Source organism: Paenibacillus sp. 7523-1 (genome assembly GCF_002276415.1).
Lineage (GTDB): Bacteria > Bacillota > Bacilli > Paenibacillales > Paenibacillaceae > Paenibacillus > Paenibacillus illinoisensis_A.
On the sequence record NZ_NPBR01000005.1, the window covers coordinates 278,550 to 302,826 of the forward strand.

A 24,277-nucleotide genomic window follows, 5' to 3' on the forward strand; every position below is an offset into this window, starting at 1 on the left:
GATATGATTAACCTTTAACCGAGCCGATCATGACCCCTTTGACAAAATAGCGTTGAAGAAACGGATAGATGCACAAGATTGGAAAAACCGTAATAACAAGCAGGGCCATGCGCATGGATTCCGGTGTTGCTCCTGCCCCGCCGACTCCACCTACCGTCTGGCCACCTTGCTGTGCTGCCCGCTGCATGGAATTGGATAATGCTTCTGCTTCCGTCAGCATTTCTTGCAGCAAGGTCTGCACCGGGATCAGATTTTTGTTGGATACGTAGTAGGCACCAGAAAACCAGTCATTCCAATGAGTTACTCCGATAAATAACGAAATGGTTGCGAGCACCGGGCCGGAAAGAGGCAGGATAATTCTCACAAAGATCTGGAAATCGCCATAGCCGTCAATACGGGCAGACTCCTCCAATTCCTCCGGTATACCTTGCAGAAACGTTCGAATAATGATGATGTGCATGAAATTGAATAACAGAGGCAAAACGTACACCCAAAAGGTATTAATCAGATGCAGTTTTTGAAGTGTAATGAAGAACGGAATGAAACCCGCACTGAAAATCGTGGGCAAAAAGATGTAAAAGGTAAAAAAGGATCGGCCAGGCAATGTTTTTTTGGAAAGTGCATAAGCCATAAGGGTACACAATATCACATGCAGGAACGTACCCAGCACGGTGCGCATGAGGGTAATTTGGTATGCCTTCCAGATGCGTGCATTATCAAATACCTCGGCATAGTTCTCCAATGTGAATTTTCGGGGTAAAAAATAGATTGCCCCCTGCATCGAGTCCTTACCTTCATTTAATGAGTAGGCCAAAATATAAATAAACGGGTAGATCATGGAGAAACCGACCAACGCAAGAAAAGTATAGTTGAACACTGAGAATACAGACCATTTTCGTTCCATATCGTCACCTCCTTAGAACAGGGATACATCACTGACTTTGCGGGCAATGCGATTGACGGTCAGTACCAGAATAAGTCCTATAAGACTTTGGAATAACCCAACAGCTGCGGCATAACTGAGGCGCCCTTCGCGAATTCCGGAGTTGATGGCATGAACGTCCAGTACGCTCCCAATGCTCGCGGTAGCAGGTCCATTCAGAAGAAGCAGCTGTTCGTATCCTGCACTCATCAAGCTGCCTACGGCAAGAATGAACAAGAGGATCGCCACACTGCGAATGCCGGGAAGTGTCACGTGCCACATCTGCCTGAAACGTCCAGCACCATCAATCTTGGCAGCCTCATAGAGCTGCTGATCGATCCCTGCGATGGCAGCCATGAAGATAATGGAGTTCCAGCCAATGTTCTTCCAGATGTCCGATCCAACAATCAGTTGATAGAACCAGGTTGGATTGTTCAGAAACTGGATTGATTCTGCCCCCATCGTTCCCATGAAGTCATTGACTGGTCCGCCATATGGTGTCAACAGCCTCTGCATCAGCGTGACCACTACGATCCAGGATACGAAATAAGGCAAGTAGGATAACGTCTGAACTGTCTTCTTAAACCGGATCATGCGGACTTCATTTAACAGAAGTGCAAGAATAATGGGCATCGGAAAACCGATCAGCAGCTTCATAAGACTGATGATGATCGTATTGCGGATGATGTCACCGGATTGATAGTAATTGAAGAACTGTTCGAAATACTTGAAACCCGCCCATGGACTTCCGGTAAATCCACCCATAAAGTTGTAGTCCCTGAAGGCAACCTGGATTCCGTACAACGGGACATAAGAGAAAAGAAAAAACCAGATTATACCTGGCAGCATGAACAAATAAAAGAGTTTATGCTGCCAGATTCGCTTGATCAATCGATTGTTGGTTGCTCTTGGCTTGATCACATTCCCACCTCTCCTTTCTCAAAATGAAGGACACCCGCTACCTTTGCTGTACCTGCAACAACTTCAAACGCAGAGTAATGATTTCAAATGGCGTAAACGATAGCGATATTTGGGATGGATCTGTCATCGGAAGTGGCGATATGATGTTCTCCATCAGATCAGCTTTCCAGGCCTCAGCGGTATCGAATCCAAGGTGAATGACCGTTTGAGCATGTGTTCCAGACGTTTCATACAGGCGAACGATAATCTCGTCACCTTCTTCAGCCTTTTTGATGGACTCCACCATGACGTGTGTATGGTCGGGTTGCAGGAATGATTTTGAGAAAGGCAGATTTCCATCCTGTTTCTCGCCTACCGAGGGTAACGCCACTACACGCAAAGGGATATTCAGTTCATTGCCTCTTCTATAGATTTCGGCTTGAACGTGACTCCCTTGATGCGGATATAACGAGTAAGTGAATTCGTGTTCAGCACGATCTGCTTCCGGATCAGGATACGAGCTGCTGCGAAGCAGGTTCAGGTCAAGCACGTTATCAAAGGCTCTGTGACCATACTTGCAATCATTGAGTAATGCCACACCGTAATCGGGCTCAGATATATCGATCCACTGATGTGCGCAGATCTCATCCTTCGCAAAATCCCACATGGTATTCCGGTGGGTCGGTCTGGATAGACTGCCAAACTGAATCTCACAATGCACCTGATCTGTGCGAACATTCACCGGGAAAGACGTACGCAGCATCTTGGCGTTTTCTCGCCAATCCACTTTGGTTACAAAATCGATTCTCCGGCTGCCCTCAGTAAGAATAACACTCTGAGTCAACTCGGATTTGCCATAGTTGTATTGGAAGATCAGTCCAATCCTGGGCCCTTCGCAAAGTTCACGAATTTCATGCAATGTTAGCGGCACACCGGCCTTTTCTGAATAATCATGGCTAAAATCCCATGCATCTCCTTCATCATGATACACACGGAGTTTATTTCCCTGATGTCCCTGTGGAATGACTTCTCGTGCTTCTGCTTTATCCAGGATAGAGAGAATGGCACCATTCTGATCAAATTTCACGAAGAAGGAGTCGCTTTCGATGAAGCGTTCTTCCACATTTACATGTAACTCTGAATCCAGTATCCCTGATTCCAGTTTAATGCAGGCTCCGGACTCAGCTATGCTGCTCTGGTTTGAATATTCAGGTACAACCGTGTATCCCATGGAGGGAACTTGAACCTTCATCCATCGGCCTTGCATGTGAAGCCATTCCTGTCGCTCCCAAGGTAATGAATTAAACACCACTGCAGATACTGAGGGTGACTTCTCGCGTAGAGCCATCTGATCTGCCAAACGGCTGTAGGTATCTGCAATCATGTTCTCTGTTTGGATGAACAGCTCTTCATACCTGATTAGTGATTCATCGTATACCCGCTTGATTGATGATCCCGGAAGGATATCATGAAATTGGTACAACAAGACTTCCTTCCAGATGGTTTCAAGTAGATCAGAGGGATAAGAGTGACCTAACTGGGCTGCCGCCAGAACGGATGCAAATTCCAATTCACGCAGCGCTTTCTCCATTTTTCGGTTATACCGCTTGCTTCGCGCCTGACTAGTCAAGGTACCCTGATGCTTTTCCAGATACAGCTCCCCGCGCCATGTCTGGAATTTCTCTCGATCTTCATTGAGTTTTTCAAAAAATGTCCATGAAGGCTCTTGTATAACGGGAGACAAGCCGAGCAGGTTCTTGGTCCGTTCGAGTCGTTCCAGATGCTCTTCACCCGGTCCTCCTCCCCCATCCCCTATTCCGAAGAGCATCAGCGCGTGACCGGATACATTTTTGTCCAGATATCCCTGCTCAGCCTTGGCGATGGAACGGGGTGCTGCCGGGCTGTTGTACGTATCCTCGGGAGGCATATGCGTTAATACCGCTGAGCCATCAATCCCTTCCCACATAAAAGAATGATGGGGATGCCGATTGTACTCACTCCAGGAGAGTTTCTGGGTCATCATATAATCGACTCCGGATTTCTTCAATAATTGGGGCAAGCTTGCCGAATAACCAAATACGTCAGGCATCCAAAGTGATTTCATCTCCATCCCGAACTCTTGTTGAAAATAACGTTTGCCATACAGAATCTGCCGTACAAGGGATTCTCCGCCCGGCACATTCGTATCCGATTCCACCCACATGGCTCCCTGCGGCTCCCATCTTCCTTCACGTACTCGTCCCTTGATCTGCTCATATAACTTGGGATAATGCTGCTTCATCCAATCGTACAGCTGGGGCTGACTCGCTCCAAACACATAGTCCGGATAACGTTCCATCATGCGAAGCACGGTTGAGAACGTTCTAGCCCCTTTACGGATCGTTTCACGAATCGGCCATAACCAGGCCAAATCGATATGTGCATGACCTACAGCACTCAAGGTTAAGACCGGGTCTCCCCCTTCAAGGCTGAGCTGTTCATGCGTTTGTCTCTTCGCTAGTCGAATACGCTCTTCCGAGAGATCAGTCAGCTGCAAGGACACGTCATAGAGTGTCTGGTAGATTCTCTCCTTGCGAGCTGTTCCCGCTGGGAGATGTTCTGCCGTCTCCAGTAGAACTTCGGTGTCGTAGTACAAACTACGAATGTCTTCCCGGCAGACTGCGATAACAGCCTCTCTCAGAGAACCGCCTTGATACTTGCCAAACAAATCATTATTGCCCGCTTCAGCCCATACTTCGATTTCATCTCCTCTGATACATGCCTCACGGAGCTGAACGACTCGCTTGCCAGGCAAGCCCAAGGAGAAGTCAAATTCGGAGTTAATGGTCGTCAACCCCTGAACTGGTGTTCCTTCGTGGTCGACAAGACATAGTTCGCCACTGACGTCCAACAAGAGGACGAAGCTCTCATGACTGTTGACTTTAAGGGCTGGAGTTTTGCCTGTGAAACGGAACCAGGCACAGTCCCATAGCTCTCCCCAGCGTTCTCCTGGATGGAGCGTAACTTCCGTTCCCGACATCCGGGATTCATAGGATACGGGCTCAGGCGTAACCCACGCTTTTACTTCCAGCTCGGTAATCGGCTTATATATGGCTTCTCGAAGTTTATATAACATCTGTTTTAACCGTTCCGGCCTGATCGGTTCGTATGGCATGTTCGTTGCTCCTCTCTGTTACGGTGATTGGGCTAAGAAATCAGGAAGACCATCTCACATGTACCTCTGCATTGTTTTCATTCCCATGCTCGTATTGAACAAGCACGGTCTGTGAATCCGGATCCCATTCCCAAGCTGCGGATACCGCTTGACCTTGAACAATGTAATGGGCCGATACAGGCTTCACCTTGCTGTGCAAACGCGCGGTTGCTTGCAGACGGGCGGGTCCTTTCGCCAAAAATTGAAAACCTGTACCCGATTCGGACAAATTTTCGATTCGGGAAGAAGCCGCGATGAGGGAAACTTCTCCAGTCGCTGGACGTCCTGACTCAACATCATAGAGCAGCGCCTGTTCTCCAGGTTTCAGAACCACCTGGCTTAGTACAGAGAGCTTCGAATCAAACAAATCCACCACTGGGCCGGATATGACCAGGGGTTCTTCGCTTACCGACTCATTCAAAACAGAACCGATGATGTAAGGGCCGCGTCTAATTTTGAAATACGGTCTCGGTTCCCACTGGATAGCTGATGGGTTGAGCGCGGCAATGATATCTTGAACCGATTGACGAAGGAGATCAGCTCCTGCCCTGGATCGTGTAAATTCTGCTGGGTGTTCGTTCAGCCAGACCATCCCTCCCTTGCCTATCCGGTGGGCGCGGCCCACTTCCTCCTTCAGACCAAGCTGCTCGAACAAATGCTCACGCGGGGAATGATACTTGGTTCCAGACCTTCCCTCTTCCTGATCCAGATTCCACCACGCGCGAATATCATGATAGGGGTCACTATCATCGCCTACATAGATCAGCGCCCCGCCATCCTGCACCCACTGTGCCAGCACATAATGAACATCTGGATACTGTGGCTTGATAAACTCATAGCTCAGGACCAGTACATTGTAGGGCGCCAGATAACCCGGATACCGCCGCACATTATCCAGTAAAAGGGGACGGACAGGCACGCCGTGTTTTAGCAGTGGAAGCGCAAGACCATAAAAAGGAGAGAAATCGAGCAGTTCGGTATCCCCCTCTTCTTGAAACCCTTCAGGATCTGTTCCATCATACTTTCCTGGATTAGGCGCCTCTGGATCAGGCTTCATTCGCTGAAACATCGCAGAATCGGCAATAAGAACACCAACTTGCAGCGAATTCTTATCGACTTCGCTCACATTCTGGTCCAGGTTACCCAGCGTATGCATGACCTGAAGCAGCGTTGTTGCATAGTCTGCGGGGATTCTCTCCTTGCCGGAACCTTCTTCCGTGGGGTAAGTCCCTTGAAAGATCCTTCGCGGCCATGGCGCAACTTCGTAATGGGCAACCCCGGGATGCAGAAGAGAGGCGACAACCGTCTTTAGATAGTTCTGTTTGTAATCCGCCCAGGTGTAATTCGGGTTATCCTCGATCGGATCATGCAGAAACCACATGCGTCTGTCGGTTCCGCGTACCAGTTCCTGCATCACGCCGTATTCAAGGTAAGCGGTTTCAAATGTACGTTCCTTGCGAACCCCTTCATACACATTGGCTGTACGCGATGTCCCTGTCCAGATCTGTGCTATGTATCCATCGATGGAAGCCAGCTCAACAAGTTGAGATTGCGGACTGACGATTCGCCACTGCGTGTAATTGATCAGACTGTGCGTTGGAACGTAAAAGCGGAGGACACGGCCATATCGCTGCAGTGCATAATCCTTCATCTCGGCACACAACCGATCAAGAGCCCGGGTGTATAAGTAGGCCTTTAATTGGGAAGCACGATATTGGGCATCCGGCGAAGCATGCGGCGGAATCCAGGATTCCTTGTAATACAGCTGCCATTCCCTCTTAAAAGCTTCAGAATATCCACCATTCACCCAAAATTCAGGCTCTTCCAGATGGATAGCCTCAACGCCAGCATCTACAGCGATTCGAATGCGCTCGCCTAGATAACGTCCGAACGAAATGGTTGGTACCATGTACGGAATAACAGGTTTATTCCCATGAAGAATCATCTGCTGGTGACGATCCATCTGAGCCTCATCCCAGTGGGATATTCCATCTACCTCGCCATCAAGGTAATCGTTGTATTCTCCCCAGGCAACCCCGGTCATAAGATGCACAATATATCCTTTGTCTTTCCACTGCTTGATGCGTTCCGGCATGGATTCGTCGATGCCATAAACCATTACAAAATCAGTCTGCAGATCATAGTCGGGATGATACGGAGCAGATTCCTGAAATCCGGTGCGCTCTTCCTTTCGGTCTCGAGACACGTTCTAACCCCCTTGTGATATGTGGTTTGGACTGTGTTGTATGATTATCCATCATTTTCTAGACTATAATATATGGATTGAATATATTCAATATGTTTTTTAATAAAATAAAAAACCTTCCCGGTGTTGACGGAGAAGGTTTTCATGTGCATCCTTTTCAGGTTTGAGGAGCTTTGCCAGTGGTCTGGCGTATCATAAGTTCAGGTTCAATCAGTATTTTACTATAACTTTTCGTTTCTTCCTGACCATGCAGCACTTCAAGTAATTTAACGGCAGCCTGGTATCCCATATCTCGTTCAAACTGATTCACATGGGTAAAAATGCTGAATTCCTCCACAATGGATGTTGGGTCGTCGAAGCTTACGATGGATACATCTTCAGGCACCCGAAGCCCTGCTTGCTTCGCCATTTGATAAATCTGCACACCAAGCCTTCCGTTGAGCGAAATGTATGCCGTGACCATTCGGTTAACTATATACCTGTACAAGGGGTGGGATTCCGCATCTTTAAGCACACTTAAAGGTTGGAAATCTGTAATCATGTGGGCCGGATTAATTAACGATCCTTTGCCTTTCAATGCCTCGATATAACCTTCGATCCGCTCCTGAACCGTGACGGTTTGCAGTGGCGAATCCGAACAGATGGCGATATCGCGATGGCCAAGCTCCCACAGATGCTCTACGGCAAGTTTTGTACCGCGTCGTCCATCCGCCGCAATATAGTGTGTCTCGACACCAGGCAAATAGCGGTCGATCAGTACAAAAGGAAAGCCAGAAAGCTTCATGCCAAGGATCTCCTCATTATAGTTTTCCTCATCGACAGGAAAAATTAACAGGCCTTCAGCACCAAGTGCCTTCAGTTCCTTGATGGCATCCTTCTCTTTATCCAGCCTGCCTTGTGTAAACATGACCATGCTGCGATAACCTTTTTCGCTAAGCGCCTGTTCAATTCCCTCAACAAGTCTGATGGCAAAGTAATCATGGATTGAAGGCATAACCACACCGACCATCCCGGTTGCCAGTGTACCTTCTCTTCCCTTCAATGCAATCGTCGTTGCTCGCGGCGCAGCTACGATATCGTTTTCTTCAGCCACAAAACTCCCCTTACCGGGCACCCTGTCGATCAACTTTTCATTCGCTAATCCGGTCAAGGCATTGGCCACGGTGATTTTGCTGACCTGGAACTGATCCATCAGTTCCTTTTCTGTCGGTATGCGATCGCCGGGTTTCATCTTTTCTGTAGTTATAATATGTCTGACATAGTCCTGGATTTGCTGATACAACGGAATTCGTTCGTTTGTACTCATTCGGATCACATCACCAATTCATTCGTAATATTTGAGATATATAATATATCCTTTCACAAGCAAGCGCAATAAACAAGCTGAACTTAACCGCAGTATTATATTACTCTTCCAGGTAAATATCTGGATAGGAATGTCGCTTTTCATTAAAAAAATGGGAAGTTTTGTCGAAACCCTTGCAATAACATATATGAATATATTTAATATATCTTGAAATGAGAAGTGTGTCTGGCTTTCGGCCGCAAAAGGAGGATGAGATAACTGAGGGATACACACGCTCTAATTTCTGACTACAAACAAGGAGTGAAATCGCCATGGCTCGTAGATTCAAGATGCTCTGTTTAGCCTTCCTATGTGCTTTTTCCTTAACTGCTGGAGCGGCTTCTGCTTCGGAAACCGTTGTTCAAACCACGAAGCCTGTGGATTCCAAAGCTAACCGGGAACTACCCAGTTTCAAGAAGCCGAAACATCTGGATGCAGCTGATATCTATGATGCGCCAGGTGATATCAAATTGCTCTTTGCAACGTTGCAGGGGATCGTTAACAGGAAACAACCGCGGATTTATCTGATCGAGTCCCAGGAAGAAGGAAAAATGACCTGGCTCAATGATCTCAATGTGCCCTATACGCTTCATCAGGATTACTGGAAAGTGTTCTCGGCATATCGTAACGATGTCAAAGGCATGATTGTGTATGACCCGAAGTTGCCTGATTCAATTAATGTGGCCACCACGCTTGCTGGTCTGAAAGATGCGGTTGTTGCCAGTCCAGAGCTTGCCGCCCGATTGTCCAAAGCCCCATATAAACTGAAGATCCTTGATGATCTGCAGGGCAAATTCAGCAGCCGGCTTGATGCTTATACCTGGCAATATGAGAATCTGTGGAAGGAAACGACCCACCAGATGTTAGTCGGACTTGGTCCGGATACAGCGATTCGAATTCCATCCGGCCTTCCGGAGTCCTTTGTGACCATTGCTGAGGAAGAGCAGCCAATACGTGATGCCAGCAACCGAGACATATACTCCCTTGACCTTTCTTCTTTACTTGGCAAGTCCGAGGTATACCTTCGGTTTGATGACGCTATAACTCAGGATGGCTGGGGACCAGCCGTGCATGAAGTCACATTGAAGGCAGATGGCAAAGTAATTGCAAACTTCGTTGCAGGCACCCCCGAAGAAGAAGCATTTCTGTATGACAGACAGAATTCCAAGGTTGCTGAGGGTCAGGGCGGTCATCGGTTCGCCGATAATGGCAATTATTTTGTGTATGAATTCAGTCCTCCTGCCGGAACGAAGGAACTGACGGCTGAAGTGGACATGTGGAACCAGTATAAGGTATCCGCTGGGAATATCCGTCCTCTCTCTGCAGAACAGCGTGAACCCTATGGTTATTTAAGGGACTATGCGGTCGCCAATAAAGCGATGGTGTTTTGGCTTGACTCCAATGTACCTGAGCAAAAAGCTCTTTTTGAGAAAATCATGTCTGATGTAAAATCGGGAACTCCCTACCTTGGCTGGTTTAGCAATGATGTGGAAGGTGAATTCAGCTCTGTTGAAATTGCCTCCCGTTATGGTGTTTACGTACTCGCTGCCGACTGGTTCAGTAATCTGACTGTATTCTCGGGAACCGAGCCGAAGTTCAAGCCTGTCCAAAAATCTCCACGTCCCCAGTTGGAGAATAAAATTTATGTAACGTATACCTTCACTGAAGGCGATAATTTTCAATACAATCAGCATCGCATGCGAGTGATGTGGGACGATCCGGCGCGAGGCAAGGTTCCACTCAACTGGACGTCAAGCCCGCTTCTCTATGAGGGCGCACCAGCGATATTGAATCATTATGTAAATACGGCGACTGCCAATGATCTGCTGATTGCCGGACCATCCGGTGCGGGATATTTCTATCCGGGTGCATGGCCAGATTCGAGCTTTCGGCAATTTTTGCAACAAACCGAAAAATATCTCAAAAAGACTGGTATGACAATCTCGTATGTTTTAAACCGGGAAGACAGCGAAAATATACCACTCACCCCATTTAAGGCAAACGCTTACGAGAAAGACTATCATTCGCCAGGTCTATTCATTAGTTATGAAGATAACTATGGCGTTGAGATCGTTGGCAAAAGTCTGCCGGTATCTACGATTCGTGGAATAAGTACGGCCCAGGACGGGCTACAGGTCCTCAATGAAGCAAAAGCGACCTGGGATGGAAAGTCGCCGTTGTTCATTTCTCTTGGATTGCTTGCCTGGAGCATGACTCCATCCGATGCACTTGCACTCACCGAAGAGCTGGGAGGAGAATTTGAAGTGGTTCGAGCGGATGACTATTTCTCCCTCATTCGAGAAAGTAAGCAATTGCCTGCTATTAAATAGTCTTCATGCTTCATACGGCATAGTACCCCAACGCTTAAAAGCATCGTAACCCTTAATAGGGCTACGATGCTTCTTTTACGTAGTGCGACAATCCGAATTGCTCATGCCCAAAAGGTTTCAACCTAACACTTTTTTAACTTTTGCTATTTCTGTTGTTTTCCTGGCTTGGAATGTTTACCTGTCTCCAGCTTCGCAGCTGCCTCAAGCAGAAAGACACCGCTTAGCTGGGCCGTAAGATGGAGCGGATTCTGAGCGGGTTGACCCCAGGCCTGACCGAATAATCCGTTTTTCCGGCTGCCTTTCGATAACGCATCTGCATTTCGGAAGATCGCTTGCTTCAGAGTCTTGTTATGCCCGGCATCATACAGCTCCGCCATATAACGGATCAATATGCCTTTGAACAAGGCACCATCTCCATCCCCATCTTCTAAGAAAATTCCTGTTTTCTGATTCGTCAAGGTCTTCAGGGAACCTGCTGCTGTCTTCTCTGCATCCTGCAAATACACCTGATCTCCCGTAATCCGGTAGAGTTCTACTCCGGCACCTATGAATGTGCCCTGGTTATAGGTGAAGATCCATGCTTCATTCACATCAAGTGTACCGTCTTCACGCAGCACCAAGCCATCTGCGACAAGTCCTGTTTGCGGATTAACGAGATAGCGTTTTTCCCAGTCGTATATTTTTTGAGCCCATTCCAGATCCTGAGGATCACCAAAACGCTCATACAGCCTTGCTGCCAGAATCGAAGCCGGACCACTTGAACACGCATTACGGTTGTATCGCTGGTCCTTCTTCCAAGCCATGCCTCCAAGGTCATCTTCCCACCAGGCTGTCTTGATATCTGTCCAGAGTTCCAGCACGTAATCTTTCATTTCTTCACTGCCTGTGGCATCGTAAAGGCGTAGAGCAGCAAGAGCCAGCCATTCCATATCATCATAAAATTCATTATGAAGCGAACCATTGCGTTCAATAATACTGCGCACCAGTTCTTCCGCCCGTTCCGTATACGCTTCGTCACCTGTTCGTTCGTATCCGTCTACCAGTGCATCAACCGCATGAGCTTTCCACCAATAATTCAGAGGCTCTTCACCTTCCGGTGTCGAAGGATAAGCGTTATTCATCATTTGTGCTTCATCGTTCCAGTAATACTGTTCCAGTTTCTCTTGCGCCCACTGCGCTTGACTGGCATAGTGCTTTTTGCCTCCACCACTTGCACCCATCGTCGTAACCAGAATTATACTGAGCACCACCGTCAGACTTACGATTTTCTTCTTTCGCATTCGAATATCCCTTCCCTTCTTAAAGTCATCAGATTATTCCTTTACTGCCCCGAGGACGATACCGTGGATCAAATAACGCTGTAGAAAAGGATAGATTAAAAGTATGGGAATCATCGAGACCAGAATTTTGGCAGAATTCAAAGTCGTGTTCGAAATTTTATTATACTGCTGAAGCTGTTCAACAGAGAGATTCTGCATTTGGTCTCGCGTGAGACTAAGCCGCTGCAGGTAAGTCTGTAGTGGTATTTTGGAGCTGTCGTTAATGAGAATGATTCCGTCAAAGAAGTTATTCCAATGTCCAACGATGACAAATAACATAATGGTCGCCAAACTCGGCATGGAAATCGGGATGAAGATGTTAAGCAGAATTTTGATCGGACTCGCTCCGTCAATAAAGGCAGCCTCTTCAAGTTCCTTGGGTATGCCTTTGAAGAAGTTCATGAGCAGAATCACATTGAATACGGGTACCGCACCCGGTAAAACCAGCGCCCAGATGCTGTTAATCAGCCCTAGCTTGCTAATCACCATGTACCAAGGAACAATACCTCCGCTAAATAACATCGTAAACACGATAACCCACATGTATGTGTTCCGGGATCTGAACTGTGAAATACTGCGTGACAATGGATAGGCCATTAGAATGGTCAAAATCATATTGATCGCACCGCCAAGCACCACCCGTTCAACCGAAATCAGAAACGCATTCCAGAACTTCGTATCTTTCAAAATCTGTGCGTAGGATGAGAAGTTCAGCTCCACCGGAAGAAAATAAACCCGGCCTGCATTAACTGCCGTACTGCTGCTGATGGAAACCATAATCGTATTTACAATCGGGGCCAGGGACATGAATGTAATCAGGATCAACGTGAACATAATCAATAGTCGGGATAGCCTGGAACCGAGTGTTTTGGATTGAATCATGCTAACCCTCCTAGAAAATTCTGTACCCTGCATACTTGGAAGCCAGTTTATACGAAATGACAATCAGAACAAAGCTGATTACCGACTTCATCAAACCAATGGCTGTTGCGAACGAATACTGCATATTGATCAGACCCATGCGGTACACAAAGGTATCAATGATATCACCCGTTTCATATACAAGCGGATTATACAGGTTGAACACCTGATCGAATCCGGCATTAAGTACGTTTCCGAGACTCAATGTACCCAGTAGGATAATGGTTGGAAACATGCCTGGCAGCGTAATATGGAGCGTCTGCTTCCAACGATTCGCACCATCCATTGCAGCGGATTCATACAAGGCAGGGTTAATTGCCGTTAATGCCGCCAGATAGACTATGGTTCCGTAACCGAACTCCTTCCAGGTATCCGTTACAATCAGCAGCGGTCTGAACCAATCGTTGCTTGCCAGAAACATGATGCGTTCCAAACCGAGAAGCTCAAGGAAATTGTTAATCATGCCGTCAAAAGAAAATATCATGGTCAGCATCGTGCCCAAGACAACCCATGACATAAAATGCGGTAAGTACACAATTGTTTGAATCGAGCTCTTGAACACTTTCAAACGAACCTCATTAAGCAGAAGGGCGAATACAATAGGGACAATCAATCCCAGCACAATTTTCCCGACCGCGATGACCAGCGTGTTGATAAAAATCTGCTTCGCGTCCGGCAGTTGAAACATATAGGTGAAGTTGCTGAGCCCCGCCCATTTGGAACCGAATATGCCTTTGGCAGGAATGAACTTCTGGAACGCCATGATTACACCGAACATGGGCACAATCGAGAAAATAAACAGCATCACCATGCCAGGCAGCAGCATAAAATGATAGGTCATTTCGTCAAATCGCTTACGTTTCTTCTGGACTGATCGTAGTTCCCTTTTGGGTGGTATCGACGTTTCTGCTTGCGCCATTGCCTTCTCACCTCCATCTTGCTGTATCTACAGGCAGCTCATATCGCAAAAAGAAGTGCGGAAGTCTGGTACCAGGCTTCCGCTATACTGCGGTCCTGCTTCACACAGTCTGTATTACCTTTGAGCCATCTCATTCACTTCCTCTGTAATCTCATCTCCGCCTGTGCGCTTCCATGTATCGACAAACGTATCAAATTCATCAATAGGCGCTTGCCCCATAATGATCTTGAGAATTGTTTCCTCTTCCAGCTTTTGCAGGTTCGCCCATTTCAGCTTCATCGTCTCTGTAGTCCCGTAAAAGCCTGCAGGAGTCACTTCCAGATTGGGATTATTCGCTTCTCGTTGTCCTTCAATTCGAGATAGATATTCGCCATAGGTGTTGACGTCAACGTCATTGCCTTTCTCTTTGAATTCCTGATAAGCCTTGAACGAGACAACCCGGTCTTCCTGAACGGTGGAAGCATCTCCGGACTCATCGGCTTTCATGAGATCTTCGTAATAGCGCTTGAGCACATCGTCATAATCAACCTGCATTGGAATCTGAGTAGGATCGTTATTCCAGCGGCTCGCATCAGTCAACATCTCATCGGGATGTTCCTTCTTGTAGTTAATCGCATCATCCGTTAAGGAATACAGAAAATCCGTAGTCAGATTGACCGATTTCATTATGGCTTCAGGATGGGCAAAATTCTTGTTCACGACAACAATTCCTCCCCCTACAGGATCCTGACGAATCGTTTTGAACTTGCCATCCTGATCCAGCGGTGCAGATACCGCGACCCATACGGCTTCGGGATTTTGCTTGATGGAATCCTTGTAATTGGTATAGCCGATCCACCATGGATTAAAGACAATTCCTGCCTGCCCGTTGATCACCAGCGCTTCCTTCTCTTCACTCGACCGGACTGCAAATTGTTTATCAATCAAGCCTTCTTTGTACATGGAGCTAACCTCAGCGAGTGCCTGCTTCATCTCAGGCTGAACGGATCCGTATACCACCTGGCCCTCTTTCTCGATCCAATTCGTTGGAAACGCGCCATGCGTCGCGAACATCGGGCTAAAATTCATCGCATTCGAATCCATCACCATGCCCACCGTCTTGCCTGTGCCAGATACGTCCTTTTCAACAAATGTTCTGGCGAGATTCCACACATCTTCGGCGGTTTCTGGCAGCTTGGCACCCACCTTATCTACCCAATCCTTCCGAATCCACAGCAATTGGTGCTGATTACCGATGTTTGTCATCGGAAGCCCCATAATTTTGCCATCGACCTTCACCTGATCGAGCAGCAAATCGCCGTAGGAGCCATAGATGTTCTTCACACCTTCGGATGCTGTCTTCTCATAAACCTCTGTCATATCGGCGATCAGATCATTATCTACTAACTGATTAAATATCTCACGGCTAACTAACATAACGTCAGGCAATTCACCCGTGGTCATGGATAAGGACAGCTTCTGATCCATGTCGTCTGTTTCCCAAGCCACCTTCGCTTTGACATTCACCCGATCTTCTACATACCGTGTGGCCAAATTGTCCTCAATGGTGTCACCAGGAGGCAGGTTATTCACATGATTGGTATTACGGCCGATCGTGAACTCGACTGGCGTCTCATACTTGCCGTAAGGTTCGTAGTCCTGCTCTGAAATCTGCGGCTGTGCGTTATCACTGTTACCCCCGCTGCAGCCACTAAATACAACCAGCACCATACAGGCCATCATCAGTGAAGCGATCTTGCTCCGTTTGTGCATCCTGTCATCCCCTTTATGTGATTTACTTGAATAACCAAATTGTATGCGTTTTCATTTTTGGCGTATATGCAATTTTTTTCGGATATGTATCACTTTTTTCATGACCTCAATTATCTTGTGGGCCTTGTAATTTCTAACACGGAAACAAAATAAGCGGCTGCCGCAGCAACCGCCTTCGTTTCTTAGCATTTTATTTGGAGTATTCCTGCTGCTTACGGTGAAGATGCCGGAATCACCATGGATACTTCTGTTCCACAACCGGGTTCACTACGAATAACGAGCCCATAGTCCTGCCCGTAATAGAGCTTCATTCGGTCATTAACATTGCGCACACCGCAGCCTCCATTTTCACTGGTTAACAGCTGTGTGATCTGCTGTGAGGTCATGCCTACGCCATTATCCGTAACAGCTAAACTGATGCCTTCGCTCACTCGCCGGACCGTAATCTGAATGCAGTAATCCTTCGCTGCTGCCTCTACAAAACCATGCTTAATCGCATTTTCCACAATCGGCTGCAGCACAAAATGAATGACTTGTTCCAGCTGTACCGCTTCGTCAACATCATAATCCACGTCAAACAGACCATCATTCATAATGAGCTGCAAGTCCAGATATGCCTTAATATGCTGAATCTCAGCCTCAATCGTGGTCATATGCCTTCCTTGATTCAACGTCGTTCTGTAGAAACGTGCTAACGCTGATACCATATAGCTTGTTTCAATATCGGCCTTCTTCTCGGCCCTCCATCTGATAAATGAGAGTGTATTATACAGAAAATGAGGATTAATCTGACTAATCAGCCTGTTATATTCACTTTCCTTCTTGGCGATCTCAGCGCGATAGACCTGTGAGATCAGACTGTTGATCCTTCTGAGCATCTTCCCAATCCCATTCGTCAGCTCACCAAATTCATCACGGGAGGAGCTCTGAATGATCACATCCAGATTGTTTCGTTCCACCTTGTCGACTTTGGTCTTGAGGCGAAGAATTCGGCGTGTAAAGTTAGTGGAGATGATATATATCAGCAGAAAGGTTATGATCAGACTGAGGATGATGACGAATAATGTGATTTGAAAAATGCTCATTGCATTCGCGTAGGCATTGGTATTCAGCAAATTGTAGTAGATCGTCCAGCCATTGCTGGCAAGGGATCGGCTTAAGCTCAGGTCTGTTATTTCCCTTTTCTCCAAATCGACTGCACCAATCCGCTTTCTTTTTTCCTGAAAAATGATATGTTGATCCGGATCTTCCATATGAACGGATACGTGCTCAGACAGATTATCCAGATCTCCAAAAATGCTGTCATGCTGTATGGATATGACCATAAAGTTGCTGTCTCTGGGATTGCTGATCAGTTCCTGAACCAGGTAGAGCTTCTCTCCGTCCACTATCCAGCGTCTGCCCCGGAAACCATCGTACCACGCCTTGCTCCTGAGCTCCCCTATCGGCAATATGTTATTGCGAATTCCGAGCAGTTCTCCGGATGTGTAGAAGGTGATCCCTTCAATATCATCGTCCATCATTTTGATGTTCGAGATCATCGGCTCCATAATGTCACGAAAATCCAGGTACATCTGATAATAATTTTCATCGTAGTCTTTGGTAAAAATCTGTGAGAAATCTCGATTAAGTACCATAAACTCACTAAGCGTATTGTAACGATTGATTTTGTAATCCATAATGCTGGCTACCTGTTCCATGCTTGCTTCAGCTTCGCTTCGCAGCTCTCTCATCTGAATACGATAGGATTGAATGAAAGAGAGCAGCCCAAGCAAAAGAATGGGAATGAGGGCAATGACCAGATGAGACAGCAATAATTTGTTGCGGAACCTGATATCATTGAACCTGCTCTTGATCCACCCGATCATGAAGCACCCCGCACTCTCTGAACTGTAACGGACTAACGCCGAACTTGTTTTTGAACAGCTTGGCAAAATATGAATGGTTGTCAATGCCGACAGCCACCGCAACATCATTAATTTTCATATTGGAGTGAACAAGCAGATGGCTCGCACGGCTCAACCGGTAATCCGTCAGATATTTGGAGAAGTTCTCTCCGGTTTCTTTCTTAAACAGAATGCTTAAGTATCCTGGAGACAGGTACACGTCGTGAGCTGCTTCTGTTAGAGAGATATCTTTCTGATAATGATCCTTCACATAGTCCTTCACCTGTCGGATCACCTTCATTTCCATCGTTTCAGGCTCAGGCTTCCCAGCGTAAGGACTCATTTTCGTAATCTCCACCATCACCTGCAAAAACTCTTCCTTCATAAGCGGTTTGAGCAAATAATTGACGACACCGAGCCTTAGGGCACTGCGTGCATATTCAAACTCATCATACCCGCTGCAAATAACGATATCGATATTTTGCTGTGTTTTGCGTGCGATCCTGCTAAGTTCCAGTCCGTCCATGAGCGGCATTTTGACATCGGTAATCAAAATATCGATTGCATTTCGTATCAATAGCTGCTCTGCTTTCTTTCCGTTCTCCGCTTCCATGATGTGAAAAGGAAATCCATACAGGGCGATCAAATCCTTGATTCCTTCTCTTTGAACACACTCATCATCCACAACAAGAACATTAAACATCCAGACATCTCCTTTGCGCGTGAAAGTGAGAGGATAACCAGCAGAAATATCTCTTCGTTATTCATGGGTTGTCAGTTACAACGTAGTATATCATAGAATGAAGAAAGGGCTTTCATTAATATGTGCATTTTTAGATCCGTGTTTTATCCAATAAAAAAAGCCGCTATTTAAGCGACTTCTCCTCTTATGCTAATGAGTAATTCATTCATTGTCTGACTCGTCCTGTTGAACTGACCTGAAAGCTTCGTTTAGGATACGTGGATTGCCTTTTCCATAACAAAATCATCCATCACAAATCCATTGCCGATATCCGCAACCTGTTCCCGGACAGTCCTGAATCCTTTTTTCTCATAGACAGCAATACTTGATTCGTTATGGCGATTGACAGTCAACCAGATCAGGTTAATGCCTCGTTCTATACATTGATGCTCCAGAAAAGCGAACGCCAGGCTGGCAAAGCCTTGGCCTCTATGTTCCTTCCCGATGTAAAACTTACTCAGAAACATTTTTCCTTCCTCTACTCTTACAGACATATATCCTACAGGCTTATCATCACGTTGCATGAAATAATATTCATAGCCCTGCTCATGGATTTGTTCTGTAACAGCTGATACCGATTGGTATTGTTGAATCATGTAATCAATCTGTTCAAGCGTAATAATGGATACGTAGTATTCCTGCCAAATTCCGGCGGCCAATCGGGACAGCTCAGCGATTTCTTCAGGTGTACTAACTTTCGGAAAGATAAGATTCATGGTCAGCCTGCCTTTCTTAGCTCTCTATTCAATTAATTCAGACTCCCTACATCGTATCAAATATTCCGATAGAATGTTAGCCACACCTATGTTCGAATCTTTGCACAATTACGTATTTAATATCGGTATCTCGCTGAGCAGATCTCTCATATGAATCGCGTCCCACGGCATATGCTCGTTTATACCCAGTCCCACGACCTCTGTTTCCTCAGACAGCTCCTTAAGCAAGTGCAGAAGTTGTGGTAATTGCATGCTTCCGGCAGGTGAGAAAACATACGGTTCGTCAGGGTTAGCAAATAGTAGAGAACGGAATTTTTGGGGGTCCAGCACATCCAGATCAATATGGATAGCGAGATGTTTGATCCCACTTTCTCTGATCCATTCTTTAATCACTTCTGTGCTGTTGGATAACTCCTCTGTTCCGGCTGTTTTGATTCCCATTCTTTGAATGACTTCTCTATCTGATTCCTCAGTGTATACACCCAATCTTTCAAATGCTTCCGAAATCACTTCCATCTCTTGTTCTGTAGGAACTGCCAATCCAGCCATAAAGATATTTTCGGGTTTCAAAGGAACCTTCACATGTCTCGAGAACTCCTCGTCTCCCTCACCAGAAGATTCCCGAGTGGCAGCGTATGTCCGTCATCATAGCCAACATATCGAACCAGATCACTGTGTGCATCAATCCAAATTTATCGGGTGCCAGACAGGCTAAAAGTTCGGCTCCAAAAGAATGTCAGGATTGTTGTCCCCCCTGCCATTGCGGCATGAGCAAGCGTATTGTTTTTGTAGAAATATGATACTCACCTTTACTTGAAAGTAAGGCTAGTATAAACTGAACGAAAATATAATCGTAGTACGCACTTTAATGATAGGTACTACCCGGAAGGATAGTGTACGTATGAGCATGGCTGAATATAAAGGTAAAGTGAAGAACATTCAGGATACCCCTTTTGGTTATACAGTGTCTGTCATTGGAGGTAAATGGAAGATGGTGATCCTCTACCTTCTGGCTGAAGGTCAAACCGTTCGATTCAATGACTTGAAGAGGCAAATTGGAGCGATAACCTATAAAATGCTAAGTTCACAACTCAAAGAGTTGGAAACCGATGGTCTGGTGAACCGGAAGGAGTACCCGCAAGTTCCACCCAAGGTCGAGTACAGTCTCACCGCTAAGGCAGAGAGCTTGCTGCCGATTATGGAAGAGTTATGTGAATGGGGAGTTAGGAATCAACCCTAACTCGTATCTAGCGATTCAATGATTTCATTGTTTGCAATTCACTGTTGAACCTTACCCACGTCCACTGGTTCAATCGGAACAAACAAAAAAGGGTTTCCTTTTAAAAATTCTCTGATTAATGCTTGAGCATAGGGTTGTTCATCCACTAAATTTGACGTTTCTTCTGGATTAGAGGCGTGATGACAGTAGTTCTCAATCATGAACATAATGAAGAAACATTCCAAGTCTCGAATATAATCTGTTCCCAGTTTTCTCACGTTCTCGTAACCTTGGATAAAGGTCATTCGTTCTCTGGGATAAAGTCCAATTAAACTACCTGCCAGATCATAGAGAAAATAGCCAAAGCCACATCTTCCAAAATCGATTGGATACGGTAGACCATCTTTGAAAACGATGTTATCGGCGTGCAAATCAGCATGAATTATTCCATAGTTTTGTTCATTTTTGTCCATGTCAGCAAGTCTGCTTAATATCTTCTCGATAGCATGTTGATATTCCGTCCAGGCTTGATCCGACAAAAATCGGTTATAATAACGTTCAAGCTTCACCAGCTCACTTCGAAAAGCGTCTGCTCCCCAGACCGGACGTACAAAGTTGGGAGGTAAGCTAAAGCCCGAAACAGCTTCATGAAGCCTCCCCATCATCGCTCCCATTCTAGAAACAATAGCACCCGTAATTTCGCCCTTCACATGCTCTCCTTCCATCCACTTCATCACCGTAACATACGGTCGTCTATAACCCTCAATCGTATCCATCTCTACGACATGAGCACCATTAAGAGAAGCGATTCCCACTGGGACATGAATGTCATCCACTGCATCCAAGAATTGAAGAAATAGAAGTTCGGATTGTATTTCTTCCTTGCTCCAACGATCGGAATGAATCCGAAGCAAATAAGAATCGGGTGTACTTGTTTCAATTTTGTACGTGATCGTATCGGATAAGTGTATAAACTGAATGCGTTCCCATGCCAAATCATACTGCTGTAATGCTGTTAGTGCCACATTTCTGGCCCTAGCCAGCAGAGATTTTTTTTCTTCCATCGTGTCATAGCCAAAAAAGTCCTTCATGTACTTCTTCACTCCTCTTCATTTGTTTTGGTCCATGTTCCTCATATAAATAATTATAGGTATTATGTTGTTTGGGATATAGGTAACGTTTCATTAGAAACTGATTTTTACCTGTCAGGGGATTCATATATTCTCAAACCAGAGAAAAACCATGACATCAGGACTGTCATGGTTTGAATTTTATATAAATAATTCAGAGTTCTAGTACCGTTACAAGCTCGCCATGACACACTTCACCGTTCTCGTTGAAGCCTAAGCTCTCGTATAACTTCTTCGCAGCCAGGTTATCTGGGCTATACGGAATCCAGCAAAGTTTGGCCGGACCCGCCGGAAAAGTGCGAATGAATTCAATTACCTCTATCATTGCTTCACGGCCATATCCTTTATTCTGGTGTTGCTTGTCTATCATGAGTCGTAATATGCAGTAGTTATTATCAGCGATGTTGGAGAGATCATAACCTGTAATTCCATACGTAATCATTACAAACCCAACAGGTTGCTCATCTGCGTAGATTGCAAATGGAAAAGGCGAGCCTCCATTGGTCGCTAAAACATAACAGGAAGCTACACTTGAAAGATTGGATGCCACATATTTTTGCTGCTCTTCTGCAACTTCCAAGTTAAAAATCGTACGTCGGTTATCCAATGTAATCTTTCTGAGCGTAATCACGATTGATCCTCCTTTCCTTTCAGGCATTATGGAGAGGAGCATTTTTTCGTAAAAGAATCCTTTCAGCCTTCTATTGAAATAGATTTAATGTGGTCTCCTGATGGTTTCTTGATGTTTAATCACATCTTTTCCAAGTGCCAGTCTGTGCTTAAATAACCACGACTTGTATTGAAATCTGCCATTAGTTTTCTTTGCCTCACTTCGAGATCTTTATATGGAGCAGCTTCAATAGATATGTCTTTGAATTGATCCAACAATAAAGATTCTTCTGAAAACTTGCGCATTGCCCCCATAGCTACATCGTTGGCAGCCCACACCACTCGCTTGATTGAGAATGTCATCATTATGGTACAACTGCACATAGGGCAAGGTTCACAAGTTGTATATAACGTTAAAACGTTATTCTGGTTGAATCTCTTGCTCTTCATATTCAACATGAATGAACCTGCTTTTCTAATTGCTTCTACTTCCGCATGAGCGGTTGTGTCATATTGGGAGAATACTTTATTCCTGCCAACACTGATGAGCTCACCATGGTCATCAACAATGACTGCCCCAATGGGAAAGGTTCCTTCATCTCTTGCCATTTCAGCCTGTTCAAATGCTTTTAGAAGATACATGCGGTCTCGATCCATGTTCACACCTACCTCTTTGAGATTGAGCTGAATGAAACTATTATCATCCGATATATTACGTCAATGTCTGAAAGAATCTCCTTTTCACTTCTAACTTATTGTGCTCTGCCCATTGGTGAAGCTGCTGTAACCCTTCGCGTTCTTCATTCTTATCAAAAAAGAAACATAATTCCATCGGCACTAACCACCGGCCATGCAGTTTGAAACCAATTCTCTGGTTATTCATGTAGATACACTTGATTTGAGAAGCTTCGAATTTCTTTCCCTTCGAGGAAACAACGTAATCTGTTCCGAACGTAAACGTTAGTTTCGTAAATAACATTTTTAACAGCACAATGATATATATCATGATGTACATAATCAAAAACGCGAGAAAAATCGTAGACCATCGCTCATCGCTCCTGTTGAGACTAACAAAAAAATAAATTCCCATCATGGACATCGTTATCAAATTACGTTTCACTCTTGAATAAATCGTATTAAATGTTCTTTCCACTTTCCCGTTCCTTTCCGCCTAAAATTCACACCGCAAGATTCAATCTTCTCAAATAATAACCCATATTACACCAATAAAGATATATTTTTATAAGTGAAAAGGTATATCCAACACCCTTCAGCCTAACATTTGCGATTGCAAAGCCGAAAAACGAGTGGATTGGAATGTATTCATTTCAACCTTCAAACTTCTATCCCTAAAACAAAAAAAGCCGCCATATCGGCGACTTCTTCTACAATCATATGCATAATAGATAATCCACATGCTACGTTGCAATGCTGTTTCTTTACATACTATCGATCTTCCCTTACTCTACTTCGCACCTGCCTGAAGCAGAATCTCCTCGATTTCCTTGAAGCCCTTCTTCTTGGCATGACTCAGAGGCGATACACCATCGGCATCCGCAAGATTCACATCTGCTCCATGATCTATGAGCAGCTGGATCGTTTCCTGCTGCCGTGCATTCCCATCGTTCAATAGGATCGCTTCAAGCAATGCCGTCCAGCCCAATTGATTGACATGATTCACATCCACTGAAGTTTCAGTCAGAAGCTCCCGTATCACATCCACATATCCATGCTCTGAAGCGGGAATCAGTGCTGTTCCTCCATATCGATTCGTCATCGATGGATCGGCTCCAGCATCAATTGTGAGCTTCAAAATATCCAAGTACCCTTCAGCACCAGCGTACAGAAACGGGTTGTTCTTCATATCGTCCTGTATGTTAACATCTGCACCAGCTTCAATCAGGATTTGAGCCGATGCCAGATCATGGTTGTAGGTCGCAATCATCGCAGCTGTTCTTCCGCTATTATCTTGAGCATTGATATCGGCACCCTCTTGGATTAGTCTTTCGATCCTCTCAGGGTTTGAATCCTCCGCCGCTTCTAGAAGCTGTTCATTCAGGGAAGTTGCCTGCTCCTCCACTATGGAGTTGTCATTTACTGCCGGAGCACAGCCTTGGACGACGAACACCGTGCTGATTAGAATAGCTATCAATATTGACTTGCTCATA

Annotated in this window: 19 protein-coding genes and 1 pseudogene; 2 read left to right on the forward strand and 18 right to left on the reverse strand. The window is 45.6% G+C overall.

Annotated elements, in window-relative coordinates; translation table 11 throughout:
• Positions 1-7 precede the first annotated feature (7 nt).
• The 5 genes from CHH60_RS04750 to CHH60_RS04770 all read right to left on the reverse strand — a co-directional run bounded on the left by CHH60_RS04750 (position 8) and on the right by CHH60_RS04770 (position 8,527).
• Positions 8-904: a carbohydrate ABC transporter permease gene (locus CHH60_RS04750; protein WP_095358160.1), complete on the reverse strand. Its 897-nt coding sequence runs from the start codon at positions 902-904 to the stop codon at positions 8-10.
• A 12-nt stretch (positions 905-916) separates the two neighbouring features.
• Positions 917-1,843 carry an ABC transporter permease gene (locus CHH60_RS04755; RefSeq protein ID WP_095358161.1) on the reverse strand — a complete coding sequence of 309 codons (927 nt, stop codon included), beginning with the start codon at positions 1,841-1,843 and terminating at the stop codon, positions 917-919.
• Positions 1,844-1,880: 37 nt separating this feature from the next.
• Positions 1,881-4,976, reverse strand: a complete 3,096-nt coding sequence (locus CHH60_RS04760; protein ID WP_095358162.1) for an alpha-mannosidase — start codon at positions 4,974-4,976, stop codon at positions 1,881-1,883.
• A gap of 40 nt (positions 4,977-5,016) precedes the next feature.
• Entirely contained in the window at positions 5,017-7,221 is a 2,205-nt protein-coding gene (locus CHH60_RS04765) for a hypothetical protein (protein WP_095358163.1), read from the reverse strand.
• A gap of 157 nt (positions 7,222-7,378) precedes the next feature.
• Positions 7,379-8,527, reverse strand: coding sequence for a GntR family transcriptional regulator (locus tag CHH60_RS04770; RefSeq protein WP_095358164.1), 1,149 nt, complete (start codon positions 8,525-8,527; stop codon positions 7,379-7,381).
• A gap of 311 nt (positions 8,528-8,838) precedes the next feature.
• On the opposite strand from CHH60_RS04770, the gene CHH60_RS04775 reads away from it, so the two are divergent.
• Positions 8,839-10,896, forward strand: a complete 2,058-nt coding sequence (locus tag CHH60_RS04775) for a GxGYxYP domain-containing protein (protein ID WP_095358165.1) — start codon at positions 8,839-8,841, stop codon at positions 10,894-10,896.
• 143 nt (positions 10,897-11,039) lie between these two features.
• Here the strand turns inward: CHH60_RS04775 and CHH60_RS04780 are convergent, their stop codons facing one another.
• The 8 genes and pseudogenes from CHH60_RS04780 to CHH60_RS04815 all read right to left on the reverse strand — a co-directional run.
• Positions 11,040-12,176 carry a glycoside hydrolase family 76 protein gene (locus CHH60_RS04780; RefSeq protein ID WP_095358166.1) on the reverse strand — a complete coding sequence of 379 codons (1,137 nt, stop codon included), beginning with the start codon at positions 12,174-12,176 and terminating at the stop codon, positions 11,040-11,042.
• Positions 12,177-12,209: 33 nt separating this feature from the next.
• Positions 12,210-13,097 (reverse strand): carbohydrate ABC transporter permease, encoded by an 888-nt coding sequence (locus CHH60_RS04785; RefSeq protein ID WP_095358167.1) that lies wholly within the window; start codon positions 13,095-13,097, stop codon positions 12,210-12,212.
• Between the two features lie 10 nt (positions 13,098-13,107).
• Positions 13,108-14,055 carry an ABC transporter permease gene (locus tag CHH60_RS04790; RefSeq protein WP_095358168.1) on the reverse strand — a complete coding sequence of 316 codons (948 nt, stop codon included), beginning with the start codon at positions 14,053-14,055 and terminating at the stop codon, positions 13,108-13,110.
• Between the two features lie 114 nt (positions 14,056-14,169).
• Positions 14,170-15,807, reverse strand: a complete 1,638-nt coding sequence (locus tag CHH60_RS04795) for an extracellular solute-binding protein (RefSeq protein WP_095358169.1) — start codon at positions 15,805-15,807, stop codon at positions 14,170-14,172.
• A 212-nt stretch (positions 15,808-16,019) separates the two neighbouring features.
• Positions 16,020-17,675, reverse strand: coding sequence for a sensor histidine kinase (locus CHH60_RS04800; RefSeq protein ID WP_095358170.1), 1,656 nt, complete (start codon positions 17,673-17,675; stop codon positions 16,020-16,022).
• The gene (locus CHH60_RS04805) at positions 17,644-18,396 is read right to left on the reverse strand and encodes a response regulator transcription factor (RefSeq protein WP_095358171.1); all 753 of its coding nucleotides are present in this window, start codon (positions 18,394-18,396) and stop codon (positions 17,644-17,646) included. Before CHH60_RS04805 ends, CHH60_RS04800 begins: the two co-directional genes overlap by 32 nt.
• 248 nt (positions 18,397-18,644) lie before the next feature.
• Positions 18,645-19,151: a GNAT family N-acetyltransferase gene (locus CHH60_RS04810; protein WP_095358172.1), complete on the reverse strand. Its 507-nt coding sequence runs from the start codon at positions 19,149-19,151 to the stop codon at positions 18,645-18,647.
• 108 nt (positions 19,152-19,259) lie between these two features.
• Positions 19,260-19,843: pseudogene (locus CHH60_RS04815) on the reverse strand (arginase family protein); the annotation flags it as partial.
• A gap of 209 nt (positions 19,844-20,052) precedes the next feature.
• On the opposite strand from CHH60_RS04815, the gene CHH60_RS04820 reads away from it, so the two are divergent.
• A complete protein-coding gene (locus CHH60_RS04820; RefSeq protein WP_095358173.1) occupies positions 20,053-20,391 on the forward strand; it encodes a winged helix-turn-helix transcriptional regulator in 339 nt (112 codons plus the stop codon).
• Positions 20,392-20,429: 38 nt separating this feature from the next.
• On the opposite strand, the gene CHH60_RS04825 is transcribed toward CHH60_RS04820, so the two are convergent.
• From CHH60_RS04825 to CHH60_RS04845, 5 genes are all read right to left on the reverse strand, one after another.
• Positions 20,430-21,461, reverse strand: a complete 1,032-nt coding sequence (locus CHH60_RS04825; RefSeq protein ID WP_095358174.1) for a phosphotransferase enzyme family protein — start codon at positions 21,459-21,461, stop codon at positions 20,430-20,432.
• Positions 21,462-21,654: 193 nt separating this feature from the next.
• Positions 21,655-22,131 carry a GNAT family N-acetyltransferase gene (locus tag CHH60_RS04830; protein ID WP_095358175.1) on the reverse strand — a complete coding sequence of 159 codons (477 nt, stop codon included), beginning with the start codon at positions 22,129-22,131 and terminating at the stop codon, positions 21,655-21,657.
• A 119-nt stretch (positions 22,132-22,250) separates the two neighbouring features.
• On the reverse strand, positions 22,251-22,766 hold the full coding sequence (locus tag CHH60_RS04835) for a nucleoside deaminase (RefSeq protein ID WP_095358176.1): 516 nt from the start codon (positions 22,764-22,766) through the stop codon (positions 22,251-22,253).
• Between the two features lie 55 nt (positions 22,767-22,821).
• Complete coding sequence (locus tag CHH60_RS30055; protein WP_217989972.1) at positions 22,822-22,992, reverse strand: hypothetical protein; 171 nt, start codon at positions 22,990-22,992, stop codon at positions 22,822-22,824.
• A 582-nt stretch (positions 22,993-23,574) separates the two neighbouring features.
• Positions 23,575-24,276: an ankyrin repeat domain-containing protein gene (locus CHH60_RS04845; protein WP_095358178.1), complete on the reverse strand. Its 702-nt coding sequence runs from the start codon at positions 24,274-24,276 to the stop codon at positions 23,575-23,577.
• Between the last annotated feature and the right edge of the window lies 1 nt (position 24,277).